This window comes from Paenibacillus dendritiformis, assembly GCF_015845845.1.
GTDB lineage: Bacteria > Bacillota > Bacilli > Paenibacillales > Paenibacillaceae > Paenibacillus_B > Paenibacillus_B dendritiformis_C.
Genome location: NZ_LDIG01000142.1, coordinates 1 through 15,428, shown reverse-complemented (window position 1 = coordinate 15,428; position 15,428 = coordinate 1). Strand labels below are relative to the sequence as shown.

Below are 15,428 nucleotides of genomic sequence, written 5' to 3'. Positions count from 1 at the left end.
GTTGCCGTTTGGCTCCAATGGTCGAAGTCGCTAAAATGCTGCAAAATCACTACGATGGCGTTGTTCGCTGGTTCTCGTCAAAGCTGACGAATGGCCTTCTGGAGGGAGTGAATAGCTTGTTCCAGGCCGCCAAACGGAAAGCTCGCGGATACCGTTCCGAGAAAAACATCATCGCCATGGTGTACGTTCTGGCGGGCAAACTTAACTTCACATTGAAATAAGAAAAGAACTGGCTACAGCATGGAGCCACGCATCGCTCGCACCTGAACCAATTCCCTTGTCCAGCCACCAGTATGTCCATTTACTGGCATGTTTATGCTGCTACAGAAGGTGAACGCAGAGCGAAGCATCTATACCAATTCCCTTGTCCGGTTTTCAAAGATTTTCAAAGGGTTGATAGAACCATTTGTTCTCATAACATTGCTAGTGGCGAAGAGCCTTTTTGTTCTTATACATCCATTCGAGCGCTTCAGACTGCGTTTTCCATCTCGCTTTCTTCGCGGCGGAAGCTTTCTTTGTCTTGTTCGTCTCGGCCGCCGCGGGAGCCGCGTAAGCCGCTCCGGATGAGAACGCGCTTAACAGCATCAGACTTGCGAGTGCGAGAGCAATGTTTTTCTTGGTCTTCATTCGATCTTCTCCTTTCGGGCATTGCCCTTTCATATTTGGTCATTGAGTATAACCAAACTGCCTCCGCAAAAGGGACATAAAAAGGAAAAAAGTGAAAAAGCCCGGTGATGAAGCATATCAGATTGATACAGTGAGGATAGGGCAAGCGGGGCGAGAGTGAAGTGTGTGAGCCCGCGGAAGAAGCAAGCGGGGCCGAGGGTGAAGTGTGTGAGGCCGCGAAGAAGCAAGCGGGGCCGAGAGTGAAGCAAGGTGCCCCCGTGAGAAAATGCTGCACAGGCGCAGCATTTTGGGCCTCAAGAGGCTAAATTCCGAGAAAATCCTGCTAAACTACATCATTTCGCAGATTTTGAACGCAATCCATGCTCTGCTGAGGGAAATGACTGTAATTTTGCAGCATTCCTATTTTCGCAACCTCATGCCAATGAAATTGCTGCATTCTTGCAGTATTGGCGGAGGAGCAGATGACGAGCGTCGCGGGAGAGACTGCAGCTTTCATGAAGAGGATGACCGGAGCTGCAGCCGTTCCGGCCGGGAACGAGGGAGGAATAGATGGGATGTATTTTCGAACCGTTAGACCTTGTAGGGCGTCTCGGAGCGGCTGCGCGCCCGGACCGTCTATCCGCCAATTGACGAATGCTGGCGTGGATAAGGCGGACTATCTCGCCCACACCATTGTCGACAGTCTGAAAGGACGGCAAAATGCCGTCCTTTACATATCCCACACGATAGGTTGTCATTTATTTTGTCCCTACCCGCTTGGCCAGTTCGGCCAAATCATGGCCTTTCAAGGCGCCTTCGACCAGCTCCGGAAGCAGGCTCGGGGTACAGGCGAAGCAAGGGGTGCCGTCCCGCGCCAGCACTCGCGCAAGGTTTTCGTCATAAAAGGGCTGACCTTGATCAGACAGTGCAAGCAGGCACATCGTCAAATGTAGTACGCTGTCACCAAGAGGCGGAAATATACCGCTAGTAAGTCTTATGCAGCTATATGTGCGCGCCGGAAGCGAATTATGGCTTGATGAGCGCTTCCAGCGCTTCCAGGAAGTCTTGTTTGGACAGCTTGTTCTCTTTATCGACCCCTAGGGAATAGGAGTACTTTTTCTTTTCGTCATACCAGACCGCCATATATTCCAGGTGTTTTTTTTCTGATTTGGATTCATCATGGATGATTACTTCGCGGCCGTTTATCTTGATTTTCTCTACTTTCGTTTGGGCCGTCGTATACGTCTGGACCGTACTATTTCCCGATAATTTGCTGATACCAAGCCGCAGCGAGCTTTTGCCGTCGCTATATAACACGCTGAGATATCCCTCTTCCCCGACGACCCAAGGCATCTTCTTCGTAAAAATTTTCTGATCGCCTTTGGCTTTTTTGGCTTCCTGCTCGAACTCCTCGGCCAACTTCATCTGCTCCGCGAAGTTCTCGTGAACATCCTTGCCAAACATAAAATCGGGATTCAGAATTCCTTCTTCAAAGACAAGGCTATCCGTCAGACGCTCCGGAATCATCGGTTGGTTTTTCTTCTCCTCGGTTACGCGCGAAATATATTGGCCGTAATCTGTATATTTCAGCGGCTTATACGTAAATTTGGCTTTGCCCAATGTGTCCAGTGTGTTGATAATGTCATCATCAATATAATACGCGATGATCTCCCCCGGACGCAGCTGCTCCTCCAATTCTTGAATTTGCGGCTTGTACTTCTCCAGCTGCCGGGACAGTTTATTTTGGTAGGGCTGATATTTGCGGTTCCGCTTTTCCTCCGCTTCGTACGACATGGTCTTAATTATGACTTTTCCTTTTTCATTGGTGATCTGAAAATATCGGGATGCGGCGAATCCGGTAAGAGAGCTCAACGCCACGATAATGCCCGCCATAGCAAGGAACGACCTGCGAGTCATGCGGCGGCCTCCGCTTCTCTTGGCCTGGCGCTCCTTATGTATCCGGCAGACGCGTTCCATTACCTGAACGCGCACATCGAAGGAAGATGCGGCCGGAACCGGCTTGACGCAACTTGCTATCTTCTTCTCATCTTCATGGCCGCCCCGGAATTGACGCATGTCTCTCTCACCTCGCTTTCACCGATAACGCTCTTTAATTTCTGTCTGACCCGGCCATATCGTTTTTTTACGGCTTCCCTATTCTTGTTCATGATGGTCCCAATCTCTTCGAACGATTTCTCCTCGAATACGCGCAGCACAAGCAGACTGCGTTCCTCGCCCGACAAGGACAGCCAGGCCGATGCCAGCGGCTCGTCGAACAATTCGTCCGTCATCCTCTGCTCCGCGCTCGGCGCCAGGTCATCCGGGCGGAACATCCACATGATCTTGCGCTGGAGCTGGCGTCGGCGCAGCAGATTGAGACAATGATGATAGGCGATTTTATACAGCCAAGAAGAGAAGCTGACCACCGGTTGGTACAAATGGATTTTCTCATAGGCCTTGACCAGCACCTCTTGCACCGCATCCTCCGCTTCCTGCCGGTTCCCGAGCAAGCGGGTGCAATACCGGTAGAGCGGCTGCTGGAACCTCTCTACTAATATGCAGGCATACTCATGCACGTCCCCGGCCTGAACTTGAATGACCTTCTCTTCGATGCCGTCCACAAAATAGCCCCTCCTCTCTACCTTGCTATAACACGTGAGCGAAGGAAAAAGGGACATAACCTGGCTAATTATTTTTGGGCTTCATTCGGAAAAAACGCTGGAGAAAGCCGGACGGGAACCCCGGACCGCCGGCTTGGCGCCACTCCCGATGGAACGCTAAGCGGATGCCGCGATCTGCGCTTCGATGTAGCGCCAGGCGCTCTCCCTGTTCCGATGAACCCAATCGAACTTGTCGAGGGACTCGGTGCTGTGAATGCCGAGCAGCAGGGTTCTGACCGCTTCCTCGCAATGCGGTCCGACAATGACGGCCAGCGGAAAGGGTTCCTCCACATACTTGGCGCTTCCGATATCCAGTACGGTGTCCAGCATATTATAAATCTCGCATCGCCGTTGCCGGAGGAGCCGAAGCCGTATTGGCCGGCATATGCAATAAGCAGGATCTTATCATAGGGACGGTTCGCCGCCGCTCCGATGTAATACTTCACCTCAATGCCGCTCATGTCCGCAAGCTGCACTTCGCTAATAGGCAATGTCATGTTTCCTTCCTCCCGTCTGCTTTTTAGAATCTATTATCACGGCTAGCGGGATGGGGGCCGCTCCCCTTCATTCGCTTGTCCAATTGGCAGCCGCAAGCGTATAAAAACGGAGCCGGTGCAATTCACGGAAGCCGGCCTTGCGATACAAACGCAGCGCCTGATCGTTGTCCGCCCGAACGCACAGCGTAATATTTTCGATCCGAGGGTCTTCGAACAAATAACCCAGCCCTCGCTGGAACAGCGCCTGCGCGATTCCTCTCCCCCGCGCCGAAGGAGCGACGGCTAAGAACTCAATCCGGCCATCTCCGAACTCCGGCTCCCGCTCCACGTAAATATAACCTTGCAGACCATCCTCGTCTTCATACATAAAGACGCGATAATTTGCGTTCATTCGTTCCAATATCTCCGGGCCGCTCCGGTAGGTTCCAGGGAATGCGGCCTCATGCAGGCGAAGGAAGTCGCCTGAGCGGAGCGGCGCTAGTTCCCGCACGGAGGGGTGCGCATGGCCGAGAGGGAGCGGCCGCTCTGCCTTGAGCACCACCTCCGTGCTCTTCAACTCCGCGCCAAGCTGCAGCATCCATTGATGGGCATTCCGGTTCATCTCATGATAAAAACCGTAAAACGTATCTACCTGAAACGCCAGTTCATACTTCATTCGGTTCCATAGCTCCATCGCGCGCTGCTGCCATTCATCCTGCGGACAGCTCAGGAACGGCCCCCATATTTCCGCTGACCGGCCGCCCGCATCGATATCGAACCCAAGCGCTCCAATCAGCTCGCCTCGTTCCGTCAGTACGGCGAATGATGCATCCAGAGCGGAGAATTCATGCTCCAGCGTATGCTCGAGTTCATCCGGATCCTGCCCGCAATAACCGATATGATGCTCTGGATCCCGATTCAAGCCTGCGATGAACGAAGCAAGCGTGCGCTTGTCCGGGAACGCGCGGGCGCCTTCAGCCGCGGAAGAAGCGATCGCTGCTTCATCTCCGGTCCGATCCACCTGATCCCATACCATCGCAATCTCGGTATGCCTATCTTCTCCAATCTGTATCTCTTTCGTATGCCGCGCCCTGCCGCCCATCTTCTCGTAAAAGGCAATGGCCGGATTCCCTTCGAGCACCCATAAATGCAGCGATGCGCGCCCCCTTGCTCTCATCCCGGCCGCCATCCGGCCGAACAGCTTCCTGCCCAAGCCTCTTCCCTGAACCTCCGCCAACAAATAGACGGCGTAGATTTCATAATCATACCCCATCTCCGGCTCCCGGCTGTTGCCGGCATGGAGGAAGCCAACGATCCCCTGCTCCTCCGTCTCAGCGACGATGAGCGTCTGATCGGGGGGCAATTGCGCAAGTATGGTGTCCCACATCAGCTTCCGGCGCTCTACGCGCAAGGATTGGAGATATTCTTCCGACACCAAGCCCGAGTAGGTCGTCAGCCAGCTATTCACATAGACCCGGGCGATAGCTGCCGCATCATCTGCGGAAGCGGTTCTGATTCTCATAGCGCAACGAACCTCCTGATTGTGGAATGCACTGCTGATCCGGCAGCAGAATCATTCTCCATTTTATTTAATATGGTTAATAATTATTGTCATTAACCATTTCTTCTGCCGCAGTTCAGGCAGCCTCGGGTTGACTCGTCGCTCCCGTTCACAGCTCCAAGCGCAGCCAAGCCCTGGCAATATCCTCAGAGCCGGGTGTAAATTCGCCGTGCCTCCCCGGCACACGCATCATAGTGTAATGAATAAAGGAGGGGAACAACCAATGGAAGCTTATTATAATTGCTTATATTGCATGAACAAAAAAGTCCGCATTCTGACAATTGACCGCAAAGAATATGTCGGGACGATAGTCAATGTGGATAGAGAGAATGTCTATTTGCGGCCTGAAGCGAGAGGCGGCAAGGTCAAGACCTCCGCGTTCTACCCTTACAATTACAACAACGAAATCATTACGCTCAGCTTATTTACCCTGCTAGCCATCGCATTGCTGTAAAGAGACAAGGCCCGGCATGCTGCCGGGCCGGTTGCTTGCCCCGTGATGAGGCAGGTTGCGGGAGGTTCCGCCGTTAGAGCTTAACTGCCACGATAATATAAGATTTCGGAATTCCTTTATCGAAAGCGGCGCAAGACTGGTTCGGCAGTTCCTCCAACGACTTCACATAAAGTCCAGCCCCCGCAATCGAGGTCACGATTTCCCCCAATGTCCAGTTCCGCAGCCGCACTTTGCGGGCTGCATCCGGAAGAGCGTTCCTGTCCAATTATTTTGAATAGGCCACTTCTTTTTCGATGAGCGACGTATCGAAGTAGTCCGGATATTCGCGGTCGTTCCCCGGGAAGAGATCAGCTTCGTCGATACGGGATGAAAATCCTGCAGAATCAGCCTGCCTCCCTCGGCCAACAGGCGGGAGACCACGTCGAACAGAGGGCGCAGATCCTGAAAATAATGCAGAATCCCCTGCTCCATCAGCACAATGTCGTATGATTGCGTTACCTCGCATGCGGGCAGCTTCAGCACGTCGGCCACGATGTATTGAATGCGGACGTCCGCTTCCGCAGCCAGTTCTTTCGCATAGCGCTCGTTATCCGCGATCGTGACCTCCGCCCCCAGCAAGGCGAGGGCTACCGCTTTGCTGCCGTTTGAACCAAGAAGATTGATGATCCTCTTCTGCCGTACATCTCCTACATATTTATATAATTCTCCGATTCGTTTTGCCGGGTCCTTTTTGATCCGGACCGCCGCTTCTTCCGGCTTGCCGAAGCGGTTGAGCCATGCTTGATACGCATGGGCATTCCATGATGCTTGATTGCCTTGTGTCGTCTCCATTCGACATCCTCCAACCTATTCCGTTCGATTTTATGCGGTTGCGGAGACAGAATTGAACAATGGAATCACCTCGGCCTCCTTATTGGATAACGACGATACGTTAACGATCTGCATGAATGGAGACGCAGCTGTGGTTATTCCGTGCTACCGATTACATACTTCGCCGCCTCCCATATATCAGCGGCGATATAATCGGGTTCGATATCCGGCCACCGGTGCTTGAAGTCGGTCAGCGATCCCTCCCCCCAGCCGGTTCGAACCAAAATTTTAAGCGCCCCGACCCGATGGGCCGCAATCATGTCTGTGTCGCCGACATCTCCAATGACCGCGCATCTCGCCAGAGGCGGCCGGAACAAGCACACGTCAGCGTATATAAGACGGAAGCGCTGCGCAATCAGCCCTATATAGACGTTTTGGGACTGGAGACATTCGAGTATAGAATCGACACGGCGATCTCGCAGATTTCATCGGTGTTGTTTTTATAAATATGTCCGGTCTCCGCCGAGAAGGAGATGGCGTCGCCCTTGCTTAACGTGCTCGTCTCCGGACCGATCTCGATCGTCAGCGTCCCCTCGAACACGGTAATCGATTCGATCACCCCCAGTCCGTGCGGCTCAGACTGATAGGAGCACCCCGGATGCAGCCGGGCCCGGAACGTCTCCAGCGATACCCCGGGCGCCGCGTACGTGTTGTACGCCTCGAAGCGCTTGTTGTCTTCTCTGAATTGGGGCTGCTCCTCCGCCCGCAGCACCTTCAGAGACGGATTCTCGAATATGAACGCCGTCAGCGGCACCTGCAAGCCGGAAGCGATCTTCCACAGCGTAGCTACCGTCGGGTTCGAGCTGCCCCGCTCAATCTGGCCAAGCATCGGCTTGCTTACGCCCGTAAGCTCCGCCAGATCATCCAGCGTCAGGTTCAGTTGCTGCCGATAGTGACGAAGACGCTTGCCGATCCGGTCTGAGATTAAATCTTTTTCCATAACTTCCTCCCAAGGTGCAGAGATGTTCAAAATATAAACACTTTTACAATTACATGACAAAAATTAGACAGAAAAGTAGTTGATTCCGCCAGCCGGTATGTTATATTATATCTCGGGAATTACGATAACATATTAGAGGAGCATACCGGAATGGCGGGCTATGTATCATCCAGAGTAGCAAAGGATATACCGATTCGAAAAGGGTTTACGAAAGCCGTTTTCGATGTATTTCCGCTTGCGGTGAGCGTGTTCACGTACGGTCTTGCGTTCGGCGCGCTGGCCAACAACGCCAACCATTTCACATGGTTGGAGACCATTGCGATGTCCTTTTTTGTCTTGTCTGGCGCGGGGCAATTCACGATCCTGTCCTTAATCCAGCAGGATGCGGCCCTGTGGACGATCGCGCTTAGCACTTTTCTTATCAATGCCCGTTATATCATCTATACCTTGTCCGTGGGCCGCGAGCTTGAATCATGCCGCCGGGGACAGCCGCTCTGGCTGTGCCATATCATTACGGACGAGAGCTACAGCGTGTCCATGATGGAGGCGCAGCACGGCAAGCTCAGCGTCGGCTATGTCGCGGGCGCTGGCTGCACCGTATTCCTGTCATGGCTTCTGAGCTCGGCTGTCGGGTACCAGATCGGCGAATTCATCCAGGATCCTGCCCGATACGGCCTGGACTTCGCCTTCACGGCGGCCTTCCTCGGCCTGCTCGTCGTCATGCTGAAGCGGCGCAGCCACGCTGCGGCAGCCGGACTCGCGGTGGCCGCCTCCGTGCTTGCCTATCCTTGGTTCGGCACGTCCGGAGCGGTATTCGCCGGAGCGGCGGCCGCATTTGCCGTAGGAGTGTATGCCAAATGATCTCGCTGCCAATCCTTATCGTCATCTGCGTTGCCGCCGCAGCGACCTACCTGACCCGGTATCCGAGCATGGCGCTCGCCCGGTACATCAAGATGTCGCCCAGCATCGAACGCGGCTTCCGCTATGTGCCGATCGGCGTCTTCGCCGCGCTCGTCGCTCCAGCCATCTTCTACCACCCGACCGTCGACGGCCGGATCGAATGGATGTATTATGTAGCGGTCGTCGTGACCAGCCTGACCGCCTGGCTTAGCAAAAGCCCGCTCTGGGCGATGATCGCCGGCGTGCTCGTCATTGCGCTGCTGCGTCTGATATAGTTCTGCGGCCGTGTTCCGATTCAAGCGCATTCCAGCAGGAATGCGCTCTCGTTGTTCCTGCGGTTACAGATCCTGTCTGGCGAACCGGTACAGCCCCTCGCCTTCCGTGTGCACAGGCTCTTCGTTCAGGAAATGAACGCCCGTACCGTCATCCAGCCCGTACCCAATGGATACCCCGATCCTCGCAATCGCCGCCTTCAGGTTCTCCTCCTCATTCCATTCCGTGAAGTGAACGCTTACAACGGCGTCGCGAAGCAAGCCCAATCCTCGGAGGAACAGATTCGTATTGCTGGCATTATCAACCGCCGGGATGACGCAATCGGCAGGGCTGATCAAGGCGCCGGCGGAGAAGCCGGCCACCGGGACGCCCTTGCCGTACATGTCCTGGATAACGCTCCCCAGCACCGTATCGACGATATGACTCCGATACCGCTCGGTATCTCCGCCGCAGATGACGATTCCGTTGCAGCAGAGCAGCTGCTCAATCGCGGTGCGCGAAGGTTGGGGAGTTAACGCCAAATACATAAATTCGGTCAACCCGTTCCGCTCCAGTACTCCTGTGCAGGTCGGCATGTATTCTCGCCATCCGTCTCTCTCGATGAATAATATCGCTGTCTTGCCGGTCCTGGCCGAAGCGATTGCCGCGAACTTTCTCCCCAGCACTTCCCCGAATGGCGGTCCTCCGCCAAATAGAAACAGATGACGATCCTTCATCCCATTTACTCCTTTCCTGTACGCGAGATAATTACAATATTATGGTTCCTTCCGCTCCACCTTGATTTTCAACAGCAAAATGGCGGCATCCGATTCAATCGCTTGCCGAATCTCTTCTTCATTGGTTGTATCCATTGTCGAGATGATTTGGGAATCGATAAGTCTGTACATTGCTAATAACTGGGTCTCGCCGGATTGCAGCCGTATCGGCTCGTCGCCTAGCGTATACTCCAGCATCGTCGCCATGACCGTATCCGCCCTGCTCTCCGGCAAATCAATGGTGATATTGGCGGTACTACGCACGCCGGGTGCATAGAGGAGCAGATAGCTGCGCTTCGTCTCCCCTTCCTTCGCATCGATCATGGCAAATCCAAGTGGCCCTTGTTCCCGTTCGCCAGGATAGATTCCGAAGGATAACTCGGCCAGCGGCTGCTGCCCAGTCAGCATCGGCTGCCCTCTGCGGTATCCTTCCACCCATAACGTCACCCAACTTCGATCGGCCTGCGGCAGAGTAAGGTCGAAGTTGAACAGATCACCGAGACTTAGCTCCTCAAAGGTGCGGGTATAGGCGAAATCCTCCTCCTCCTTCCCCTCGTTTGCAATCATTGTCTTTCTTTACCATATCAGAAAAAAGAGCCTATTAGAAGGCTCTCGTTCAACATCTTTATCGCTCCACGGGGCAGATCGGCGGACGTTGATAGCGCATAATGCACCATCGTCAGCGGGAAGCCGACGGCCGCGAAGATCGCAAGCAGCGCTCGTTCCGTGCCGTGATCGGCTCCGCCTTCATCTGCCTTGCCTCGTGCAACAGAAGTCGGGTTATAGCGCAATGATCATATGAATATCATGAGGCTCTTTCTCGAACAACTCAGGGTCCTTGTCCCGAGTGAGTCTGCTGCCGCAGGATTGATAGAACTGAACGGCAGACTCGGTCTCCGTCGAGGAAATATATAAATATTTGGCCCCGCGGCGCTTCGCCTCCTCTGACAGCAGCCGAATGATCCGGGTCCCGATGCCCTGACGGCGGTAGGGCCTGGACACATACATCAGATCGACCTGAAGCCGATCGTGATCCGGCCCCCGTAACCGATGGGCCAAGACGCCGAATCCGGCCAGCTTGTCCCCGTCAAATGCGCCAATCGCCAAGCCGCCATGCTTCAGCTCATACCGGAATCTCTCCTCCAGCTCCTTCAATTCAGCCGGATTCCATGTCGGGCATTCATGGCCCGCCGGTTGTTCCACGATCGAATCTCCCTGATTGACATAAATCAAGTTAATCTGCTCCGAGCGATCAATCTCCTTGATTTTGCGATATTCCTCAAGCTCCATCTCTCTGATGCTAATCATGATTTGCATCCTCCATTATTCTTCTCTCTTCTCTTCATGAACAGGAACCATCCTCATGTTCAGTGCAGAATGCAAACCAACTCCTTCACGAAATCATAGCGGCAGTAACGGATTCCACGCCGCCGCTTCAGGACGGGCAAGTCCCGCCCGTTCTTAGATTTCAGCATGATTGGCTGATATTGGAACGGACATCTTCATCTTACCACGGACCCCTGCCGTGAGAACAGCGCCAAAAAGAAATTGCCAAAACCAAATTTATAAGCTCCCTGTCATGAGGCATCGTCGATCCATGCGCATCCGATGAGCAGACTGCGCGCCAATCGGCAAGGAGGCACACTTGCTTCCTTACGGTTTGTTCCCTTGTCCTCTTCCGCAATAGCAACACAGGCAGATGTCCCGCCTATGTTTTTTTGCGTTCAGCGAGCCATGCCATGGCCCGTGAAATGATGGATAAGGCCAAGATTCGCCCGGCGGACACCGTGGTCGATCTCGGAGCCGGAACCGGGGCGTTCACCTTCGTCCAGGCCGAGGTGGCAGGCAGCGTGATTGCCATGGAGAATGATTCGGAATTTGCGGAAATGCTGCGGCGCAAGTCGAAGAGGCATGACAATATTACGGTCGTGGAAAGGGATATCCAGAAGGCGTATCTGCCGAAGCAGCCCTTTTGCGTGGTCGCCAACATTCCATTCTCCCTCACGACGCCGATTCTCTCAATGCTGATGGATACTCCCGCGAGCTCCTTTCAGCGAGAGGCGCTCATTCTGGATTACGGCGCAGCCAAGGGGTTGACCGCCCGGCTCATTCGGCGCCCTCGCCTGCTGACGTGGTGAATGGGGTTCGACATTGAACGGGCAAAAGCGATCCCGAGGCATCACTTCGCCCCTCCGCCGAGCGTGGATACCGCGATGGTCCTGATTCGGCGGAAGGCGCCCTCGTCGCGCCCAAGCACAGCCATGCGTTCGCGGCCTTGGCCGAGTACGCACTCAAGCGCCCCGATCTTCCGTTGAGCGCGGCCTTGCAAGGAGTATTTACGCCGCCGCAGATGAAGCATCTGGTCAGACGCCTCGGCGTAAGCCGCAACATCCCGGCCTGCGCGCTGAATGAGCGCCAAAGGGGCATCGTGTTTCAGACGATGCTGGAGCGGGTCGAAGCGTACCGCTGGCCCCGGCGGCAGCGGCAAAAATAGGCTCTAATCAAGGAGCGGCAGCCTGGAACAGGATTGTCCAGGCTGCCTCTTAACCTTTCCTTATACCGTTAACCGCAAGCCGATGATGGCGCCGACGATGCCGGCGATACAGACGAGTCGCAGCGGAGTCGCACGTTCCTTGAAAAAGAACATGCCGACCAACGCCGTCCCGATCGTCCCTATCCCGGTCCATACCGAATAGGCGACCCCCAACGGGATCGACTCCAGCGCAGAGGATAACAGGTAGAGGCTTACGCCAAATGCCCCCAGCAACAGCAAATTGTTCGTCCACGTATCCCGTATCGACATCCGCTTCACGAAGATAAAGCCGATAACTTCAAAGCAGCCTGCGATAATGACATACACCCATTCCATCCGCTTATCCTCCCGCCTTAGCCTTTGGCTCGCTTCCGAGCTTCAACAGGAGTATGAAGCAGACGAGCAGAGCTACGAGACCGAGTCGAACCCAGTTCACCCCGGAGTCGAACAACAGCATATCCATCGTGACCGTGCCCCCCGCCCCGATGCCGGCGAACGCGGCGGCAACCGTGCTGACCGGGAGTGACTTGGCTGCCTTGGCCAGACAATAGAAGCTGAAATAAAAAATGACCAGGAGCGGGCCGCCCAGCATATTCAGCTTCAATAATAACGCCCACACCATCTCGAGCATCCCGCCTAATAGCAGATAGAACCATGGGCGGCTGCGCGGGCCCGGCTTCCCGCAGACAGGGCCCGCTTGCGGTTCGAACGGTTCAATCGGCGGCCGGGCCGGCGGCGGATCGGAGGAACGCCGCGCCGGAACCGTAGCCGCCTGTTCCTTCGGCTGCGAGCCTGAGAAGGAATAGCAGGCATCGATGATCAGGATCAGCAGCCACAGCCCGTTAATATAAATGCCGGCAGGTTCATGATACAGACCGCTCTTCCCGCTGACTGCCGCTTCCTTGAACGACAGGAGCCATGGCGGCAAGGCAATGTCCGAATGTATGATAATATAGGCTGCATAGGCTGCGGCATGAGCAGCCGCGAACCATGCGATATGAAGGGCCAGGCTTCTCTTCATGGCTCTTCCCCCCCTGAAGTCTGGAGGTAGCAGTCGATCATCGCATCCGCATAAGCCATCAGCTCCCGATCATGACCGTATACCACCGGCATCTGCCCCTCTTCGGGAACGAGCCGGCTCCAATATTTATCCAGCAGTGCGGCATTCCCCTGGAACAAGCTCAATGCCATCTCATACAGCTCCTTGGCCAGATGTTGGGCCTGAGGCGAAGCCGGCGGTGCATCCATCTGTTCCCGGATGGCGCCCATCAACCGAATATATTGTTCCGCGCGCGGATCGGCGCTTCCCAGATCAGGCAGCCGGGACAGAATCGCGAGTTCCTCACCCGTATATTCCTGGGCAGAGAAGACCGGAGGAATGCGGCCATCCTCCAGTTCTCTCGCTTCCAGCGCCTGGATCCAGCCTTCATTTTCCTTGTCCGCTTGCCCGGTATCCCGGAACACCTGCTTAATTTGCTCCAACGTGAAGCCGAGCGATTTCAACAATATAATCTTCTGGAGTTTCATTAACGCGGCGTCATCATAATAGCGGTATGAATTGCCTTCGACCTTCGCGGGATGCAGTAGACCGATCTCATTGTAATAATGCAGCGTCCGTCTGCTGATATTCGCCATCTCGGTTACATCCCCAATACGATACACCTTCATCCCCTCCTTCGTTCATTGTAAAGGATAACGTATACGTGAAGGTCAAGAGTTCACAGGAGAAATAAAAAGCAGGGGTTGAGCGCCAATGTCATTAAGTTAAGCTCAAAGACAAGAGCGGAAATAAAAATGGAATCCGAAACGGCATGGGAAAAAGCCCTGTGCCGTTTGTTTTTGGTGCAAGCAAGGAAAAAGCGTACAGCAAACAAAGCGGACGGAAGATCCGCTTAAAAAATGTTCATATGAAACGAATTATGCTACTCTATAGACGAAGCTAACAACTGATTTGTAGCGTATTTTGCGCGTATTCTGCTGCCCTGGGCGAACGGGGCGAATCGGCAAAATGTTTTTGCGGATCAGTGCTTCAACATCGGGCGGGGGTTCATCGTGCCGTGAGCGCAGGAAATGTCTAGAAACGTGAACGGCAACCGTGAAGTTGACTTGGTATGAGTGCCGTTTATCCATTTGGGAAATGACGACGTGTGAGGTCATCATTTCAGCGAAATTGTACATGATCATTCTTGCGAAAATCTCTTGGGTGATGGACTCTCGTCTCTTTGCGTGAAAATTCGTCAGACCGACAGTGTACTTTAATGCCCTGAAAGAGGTTTCAATGCCCCATCGCCTGTTATACATAGACTTGATTTCATCGGGTGGGAAATCAGCGGCAGAAAGATTCGTAATGACGGTCTCATAAGCGCCATGAGGCAGGACGAAACGAACAACCCGAAAGGTAATCGGGTAAAACAAGTTCTCATGCAAATCCAAAAAATCAAATGTAGACGTGGAAGGAACGAACTTGTACATCTCGGGATTAGCCTTGACCTCTTTGGTTTGTTTTTTGGTGAGTGTCAGATGAACGTCCCTATCAAACTCTCCGCTAGAGGGCAAACGCAAGCCCGAAAGAATACCATTGGAATCCAAATCCTTTACCCGTATGACATAGTTCCACCCTTTGCGTTCAAGGTGCGCGAAATTGTTGTAACTTTCATAACCTCTATCGGCAATAACAATGGTTTTGCCCTTGATGGGAGAACGGTCAACCATAGCAGCCAGCGCCCTTCCCTCGTTGCACAACCTTCGTGGTTGAACAATGGCATCCACGTACAGTCTGTTGCACAAGTCATAGGCAGCGTTCAAATGCAGAAGGCTATAGCCTTTCGTGTTCGGTTGACTTTGAAAATAGGTGTCCGTGTCCGCAGAGTCAGTTGCGATATGTAAATCCGAACCGTCAACGGCAAGTAATCGATACCCTCGGTAGTCCTTGATATCCGTATACGATTGCGTAAATGCGTGAAACAAGAATTCCACAGCAGACGGCAGGATTTTATTCCTCTGTTGGACAAAAGCGGAAGTGGTTGCGGTGTTTACGTTATAACCTTGGGATTCCAGGAGTTCCTTATATATGCTGTTGCCCCCCATGGAGATCAGGAGTTGCATCACCGTTTCAAAGGATAGCTTTTTCTTTCGGGTAAAATCTTTTTCAGGGTTTTTGACATAAGGTGCTGGTGCGGCTGCCATTTCTCGTATGAGGGATGTCAGCGTTTCTTTTAGCGAATTCGCGTACTCATTCATTGGCGTAACCTCCTCGTTTTTTCAAGGGGCTTCGCCACACATATCCATCTACCTGTTAAGTCTTGATTTTCTTTTGAAACAAAAAAAAGAGCGGGCTATCTTTTTGATAACCTGCTCTTGTGCTTGATTATGGTTTCCGCGCCTTATCTTAATGACATTG

21 protein-coding genes and 1 pseudogene are annotated in these 15,428 nt (G+C 53.6%); 6 read left to right on the top strand and 16 right to left on the bottom strand.

Annotation, left to right across the window (positions count from 1 at the left end; all coding sequences use genetic code 11):
• On the top strand, window positions 1-221 hold a 221-nt coding region (locus ABD76_RS13275; RefSeq protein WP_197257414.1), incomplete at its 5' end, for a transposase.
• 202 nt (window positions 222-423) lie between these two features.
• Here the strand turns inward: ABD76_RS13275 and ABD76_RS13270 are convergent.
• The 6 genes and pseudogenes from ABD76_RS13270 to ABD76_RS13245 all read right to left on the bottom strand — a co-directional run bounded on the left by ABD76_RS13270 (window position 424) and on the right by ABD76_RS13245 (window position 5,264).
• On the bottom strand, window positions 424-627 hold the full coding sequence (locus ABD76_RS13270) for a hypothetical protein (protein ID WP_197257556.1): 204 nt from the start codon (window positions 625-627) through the stop codon (window positions 424-426).
• A 737-nt stretch (window positions 628-1,364) separates the two neighbouring features.
• A pseudogene (locus ABD76_RS13265) lies at window positions 1,365-1,550 on the bottom strand (hypothetical protein); the annotation flags it as partial.
• 82 nt (window positions 1,551-1,632) lie between these two features.
• The gene (locus ABD76_RS13260) at window positions 1,633-2,682 is read right to left on the bottom strand and encodes a DUF4367 domain-containing protein (protein WP_197257555.1); all 1,050 of its coding nucleotides are present in this window, start codon (window positions 2,680-2,682) and stop codon (window positions 1,633-1,635) included.
• A complete protein-coding gene (locus ABD76_RS13255; protein ID WP_197257554.1) occupies window positions 2,640-3,227 on the bottom strand; it encodes a sigma-70 family RNA polymerase sigma factor in 588 nt (195 codons plus the stop codon). Before ABD76_RS13255 ends, ABD76_RS13260 begins: the two co-directional genes overlap by 43 nt.
• Before the next feature lie 156 nt (window positions 3,228-3,383).
• Window positions 3,384-3,596, bottom strand: coding sequence for a hypothetical protein (locus ABD76_RS13250; RefSeq protein ID WP_197257553.1), 213 nt, complete (start codon window positions 3,594-3,596; stop codon window positions 3,384-3,386).
• A gap of 234 nt (window positions 3,597-3,830) precedes the next feature.
• Window positions 3,831-5,264: a GNAT family N-acetyltransferase gene (locus tag ABD76_RS13245; protein ID WP_197257552.1), complete on the bottom strand. Its 1,434-nt coding sequence runs from the start codon at window positions 5,262-5,264 to the stop codon at window positions 3,831-3,833.
• Window positions 5,265-5,526: 262 nt separating this feature from the next.
• On the opposite strand from ABD76_RS13245, the gene ABD76_RS13240 reads away from it, so the two are divergent.
• Entirely contained in the window at window positions 5,527-5,757 is a 231-nt protein-coding gene (locus tag ABD76_RS13240; protein WP_197257550.1) for a hypothetical protein, read from the top strand.
• A 192-nt stretch (window positions 5,758-5,949) separates the two neighbouring features.
• On the opposite strand, the gene ABD76_RS13235 is transcribed toward ABD76_RS13240, so the two are convergent.
• The 3 genes from ABD76_RS13235 to ABD76_RS13225 form a co-directional block, all read right to left on the bottom strand.
• Window positions 5,950-6,588 carry a class I SAM-dependent methyltransferase gene (locus ABD76_RS13235; RefSeq protein ID WP_242069559.1) on the bottom strand — a complete coding sequence of 213 codons (639 nt, stop codon included), beginning with the start codon at window positions 6,586-6,588 and terminating at the stop codon, window positions 5,950-5,952.
• Between the two features lie 134 nt (window positions 6,589-6,722).
• Window positions 6,723-6,950 carry an HAD hydrolase-like protein gene (locus ABD76_RS13230; RefSeq protein WP_338125120.1) on the bottom strand — a complete coding sequence of 76 codons (228 nt, stop codon included), beginning with the start codon at window positions 6,948-6,950 and terminating at the stop codon, window positions 6,723-6,725.
• A 38-nt stretch (window positions 6,951-6,988) separates the two neighbouring features.
• The gene (locus tag ABD76_RS13225; protein ID WP_197257548.1) at window positions 6,989-7,567 is read right to left on the bottom strand and encodes a helix-turn-helix domain-containing protein; all 579 of its coding nucleotides are present in this window, start codon (window positions 7,565-7,567) and stop codon (window positions 6,989-6,991) included.
• Window positions 7,568-7,717: 150 nt separating this feature from the next.
• Between ABD76_RS13225 and ABD76_RS13220 the strand changes: the two genes are divergently transcribed.
• Window positions 7,718-8,428 (top strand): AzlC family ABC transporter permease, encoded by a 711-nt coding sequence (locus tag ABD76_RS13220; protein WP_197257546.1) that lies wholly within the window; start codon window positions 7,718-7,720, stop codon window positions 8,426-8,428.
• On the top strand, window positions 8,425-8,742 hold the full coding sequence (locus ABD76_RS13215; protein WP_197257544.1) for an AzlD domain-containing protein: 318 nt from the start codon (window positions 8,425-8,427) through the stop codon (window positions 8,740-8,742). Before ABD76_RS13220 ends, ABD76_RS13215 begins: the two co-directional genes overlap by 4 nt.
• Window positions 8,743-8,805: 63 nt before the next feature.
• On the opposite strand, the gene ABD76_RS13210 is transcribed toward ABD76_RS13215, so the two are convergent.
• From ABD76_RS13210 to ABD76_RS13200, 3 genes are all read right to left on the bottom strand, one after another.
• Entirely contained in the window at window positions 8,806-9,456 is a 651-nt protein-coding gene (locus ABD76_RS13210) for a Type 1 glutamine amidotransferase-like domain-containing protein (RefSeq protein ID WP_197257541.1), read from the bottom strand.
• Between the two features lie 39 nt (window positions 9,457-9,495).
• Entirely contained in the window at window positions 9,496-10,062 is a 567-nt protein-coding gene (locus tag ABD76_RS13205) for a hypothetical protein (RefSeq protein ID WP_197257539.1), read from the bottom strand.
• 213 nt (window positions 10,063-10,275) lie between these two features.
• Complete coding sequence (locus ABD76_RS13200; protein ID WP_197257537.1) at window positions 10,276-10,803, bottom strand: GNAT family N-acetyltransferase; 528 nt, start codon at window positions 10,801-10,803, stop codon at window positions 10,276-10,278.
• Window positions 10,804-11,234: 431 nt separating this feature from the next.
• On the opposite strand from ABD76_RS13200, the gene ABD76_RS13195 reads away from it, so the two are divergent.
• Together ABD76_RS13195 and ABD76_RS13190 are read left to right on the top strand one after the other, a co-directional pair.
• A complete protein-coding gene (locus tag ABD76_RS13195; protein ID WP_197257535.1) occupies window positions 11,235-11,633 on the top strand; it encodes an rRNA adenine N-6-methyltransferase family protein in 399 nt (132 codons plus the stop codon).
• Window positions 11,634-11,770: 137 nt separating this feature from the next.
• Window positions 11,771-11,989 carry a hypothetical protein gene (locus tag ABD76_RS13190; RefSeq protein WP_197257533.1) on the top strand — a complete coding sequence of 73 codons (219 nt, stop codon included), beginning with the start codon at window positions 11,771-11,773 and terminating at the stop codon, window positions 11,987-11,989.
• A 60-nt stretch (window positions 11,990-12,049) separates the two neighbouring features.
• Here the strand turns inward: ABD76_RS13190 and ABD76_RS13185 are convergent, their stop codons facing one another.
• The 4 genes from ABD76_RS13185 to ABD76_RS13170 form a co-directional block, all read right to left on the bottom strand.
• Window positions 12,050-12,364 carry a DMT family transporter gene (locus ABD76_RS13185; RefSeq protein WP_197257531.1) on the bottom strand — a complete coding sequence of 105 codons (315 nt, stop codon included), beginning with the start codon at window positions 12,362-12,364 and terminating at the stop codon, window positions 12,050-12,052.
• A gap of 4 nt (window positions 12,365-12,368) precedes the next feature.
• Entirely contained in the window at window positions 12,369-13,049 is a 681-nt protein-coding gene (locus tag ABD76_RS13180; RefSeq protein ID WP_197257529.1) for a DMT family transporter, read from the bottom strand.
• Window positions 13,046-13,690: a MerR family transcriptional regulator gene (locus ABD76_RS13175; RefSeq protein ID WP_197257527.1), complete on the bottom strand. Its 645-nt coding sequence runs from the start codon at window positions 13,688-13,690 to the stop codon at window positions 13,046-13,048. Before ABD76_RS13175 ends, ABD76_RS13180 begins: the two co-directional genes overlap by 4 nt.
• Window positions 13,691-13,945: 255 nt before the next feature.
• Window positions 13,946-15,268: an IS4 family transposase gene (locus ABD76_RS13170; protein WP_197257525.1), complete on the bottom strand. Its 1,323-nt coding sequence runs from the start codon at window positions 15,266-15,268 to the stop codon at window positions 13,946-13,948.
• Window positions 15,269-15,428 lie beyond the last annotated feature (160 nt).